At 50.7% G+C, this 3,251-nt stretch carries 1 tRNA gene and 1 rRNA gene (1 of these 2 cut by a window edge); both read left to right on the forward strand.

Annotated elements, in window-relative coordinates:
- Positions 1-63 (forward strand) — tRNA-Ala (locus Q0802_RS24495) (it extends 13 nt beyond the left edge of the window).
- Between the two features lie 472 nt (positions 64-535).
- Positions 536-3,251, forward strand: a 23S ribosomal RNA gene (locus Q0802_RS24500); the annotation flags it as partial.

Genomic DNA, 3,251 nt, shown 5'->3' on the forward strand with positions numbered 1-3,251 from the left:
AGCTGGGAGAGCGCCTGATTTGCATTCAGGAGGTCAGCGGTTCGATCCCGCTAGGCTCCACCAAGCACTTCTTTGCAAAGCGAAAAGTGCGACGTCCCGGCAGTCGTTTCGCAGGAACGATGAGAGGGACAACCCCAGGCAACCCTGCTCGATTAGATCGCTAAGCACTACGAAGTGTTTAGCCGTCCAATCGGACGTTTGATGGCTTCGGTCATCATCTTTTACATCGTATAGAGAGATACAATTACAACACTGTTTGATCCCGCCGAGTAAGGTGATGATCTCAGTTCGGTTCCACTTCGGTGGAAGGCATATAAATCGAGTGTTTCCTCGCTTATTTATGTGTATCCCGGCTGAAACGAACAGAGTTGTCCAAGTCAAGTACACTAACCCGGACGATCGCACGATCGTCCATTGTCTGGTTCCGCACGGAACCAGGCGGGAAAAAGTATGCTTTTGGTTCAGAATAAAGATCCGTATTTAGTTACCAGCTGTGCGGATCGCGATGGGCGCAAGTCTTTCTTTTTCTGGATCAAATCAAGCGCGAAAAGGGCGTTTGGTGAATGCCTTGGCAGTAAGAGGCGATGAAAGACGTGATACTCTGCGATAAGCCATGGGGAGGTGAGAATAACCTTTGATCCATGGATTTCTGAATGGGGCAACCCACCTGATACTGTGTTATTATTGATCCTTCGGGATCGGCTAATAATGCGGTAAAACAGGTATTTATAGACTGAATACATAGGTTTATAAAAGCAAACCCGGGGAACTGAAACATCTAAGTACCCGGAGGAAAGGAAATCAATTGATACTCCCCTAGTAGCGGCGAGCGAACGGGGACCAGCCGAGCCATGAGTGTGGTTAGAATGCGTTGGAATGCGCAACCAGAGTGGGTGATAGTCCCGTATAAGAAGCATGATTGGACGTATTAAGTAGGGCGGAACACGTGAAATTCTGTCTGAAGATCGGAGGACCACCTTCGAAGGCTAAGTACTCCTTACTGACCGATAGTGAACCAGTACCGTGAGGGAAAGGTGAAAAGCACCCCGACGAGGGGAGTGAAACAGTACCTGAAACCGAACGCCTACAATCAGTCGGAGCTTGACTGGAGTTCAATTTGGATGTCATTGGAAGCCTATGAAATATATAGCTTCCATACTGACCTTCACCCTGATCTCATCTTCCGTTTCCGCAGGCGAATTTGTCCTCGGGCTCGGCTATGATGATGTTTTGGATCAAACGGATACACAGGCTGGTGCCCTGGTCGTTGAATACCACGCGGACCCGTTTTTTACGGGATCCAGAGCGGGGTATTCCCTGGCGGGTGCTGCCCAGATCGATGGAGATGGAGATGTCTTTGTCGGTGTGGGGGTCTATGCGTTATGGTCGATCGGTGAAGGGCCCTGGTTTGTCGAAGGCAGTTTTATGCCCGGCTATTATGATCAGGGCAGTGGTGGCACGCCATTGGATGGCAATTTACAGTTCAGAACGCTTCTGGGTGTTGGCTACAAGCTGACAGACAGCAGCCGGATCTCGCTGGCAATTGACCATAAATCCAACGCAGATATCGAAGATACCAACCCGGGCAGCGAAACGCTGGTGGTGCGGTACACTTTCGACTTCTGATATCCAAATTGATCTCCAGTCTTGTGACGGCGTACCTTTTGTATAATGGGTCATCGACTTGGTCTCACGAGCAAGCTTAAGCCGTTAGGTGTAGGCGCAGCGAAAGCGAGTCTTAATAGGGCGTCGAGTTCGTGGGATCAGACCCGAAACCGAGTGATCTAGGCATGGCCAGGTTGAAGGTACGGTAACACGTACTGGAGGACCGAACCCACATCCGTTGAAAAGGATCGGGATGAGCTGTGCCTAGGGGTGAAAGGCCAATCAAACTCGGAGATAGCTGGTTCTCTGCGAAATCTATTTAGGTAGAGCGTCATCCGAATACCCTCGGGGGTAGAGCACTGGATGGGTAATGGGGCCCCACAGGCTTACTGATCCTAACCAAACTCCGAATACCGAGGAGTACTAGATGGCAGACACACGGCGAATGCTAACGTCCGTCGTGGAGAGGGAAACAACCCTGACCTACAGCTAAGGCCCCTAATTCATGGCTAAGTGGGAAAGCAGGTGAGACGACCAAAACAACCAGGAGGTTGGCTTAGAAGCAGCCATCCTTTAAAGATAGCGTAACAGCTCACTGGTCTAAATAAGTTGTCTTGCGGCGAAGATGTAACGGGGCTCAAGCCATGAGCCGAAGCTTAGGATGCACATAGTGCATGGTAGCAGAGCGTAGTGTGACATAAGGCTACGTCTTTACTGATCTTTTGTAGTGCCAATGTCGGTTCTGAGAGTGTTCGCACTCAAGTAGCCGAAGGCGGTAGTGCATGAAAGAGATCAGAAAAGACAAAGTCTTTTCTGTGAAGCCGGCGCGTGAGCGATCCGGTGGAGAGATCACTAGTGAGAATGATGACATGAGTAGCGACAAACAGTGTGAGAGACACTGTCGCCGAAAGTCCAAGGGTTCCTGCTTAAAGCTAATCTGAGCAGGGTAAGCCGACCCCTAAGGCGAGGCCGAAAGGCGTAGTCGATGGGAACCAGGTTAATATTCCTGGGCCAGATGGAAGTGACGGATCTCGAGGGTAGTTCATCCTTATTGGATTGAATGGGCTGCTTAGAGGTTCCTGGAAATAGCTCCATCGCTAGATCGTACCCTAAACCGACACAGGTGGACTGGTAGAGAATACCAAGGCGCTTGAGAGAACTATGTTGAAGGAACTCGGCAAAATACCTCCGTAAGTTCGCGAGAAGGAGGCCCAGTTTCTACGCAAGTATTGGCTGGGGGCACAAACCAGGGGGTGGCGACTGTTTATTAAAAACACAGGGCTCTGCGAAGTCGCAAGACGACGTATAGGGTCTGACGCCTGCCCGGTGCCTGAAGGTTAAAAGGAGGGGTGAGAGCTCTGAATTGAAGCCCAGGTAAACGGCGGCCGTAACTATAACGGTCCTAAGGTAGCGAAATTCCTTGTCGGGTAAGTTCCGACCTGCACGAATGGCGTAACGACTTCCCCGCTGTCTCCAACATAGACTCAGCGAAATTGAATTACCTGTCAAGATGCAGGTTTCCCGCGGTTAGACGGAAAGACCCCGTGCACCTTTACTACAACTTCACACTGGCATTAGGCCGAACATGTGCAGGATAGGTGGTGGGCTTTGAAGCGTGAACGCCAGTTTGCGTGGAGCCACCCTTG

It is taken from the genome of uncultured Roseobacter sp., assembly GCF_947495275.1.
Classification (GTDB): Bacteria; Pseudomonadota; Alphaproteobacteria; order Rhodobacterales; family Rhodobacteraceae; genus Roseobacter.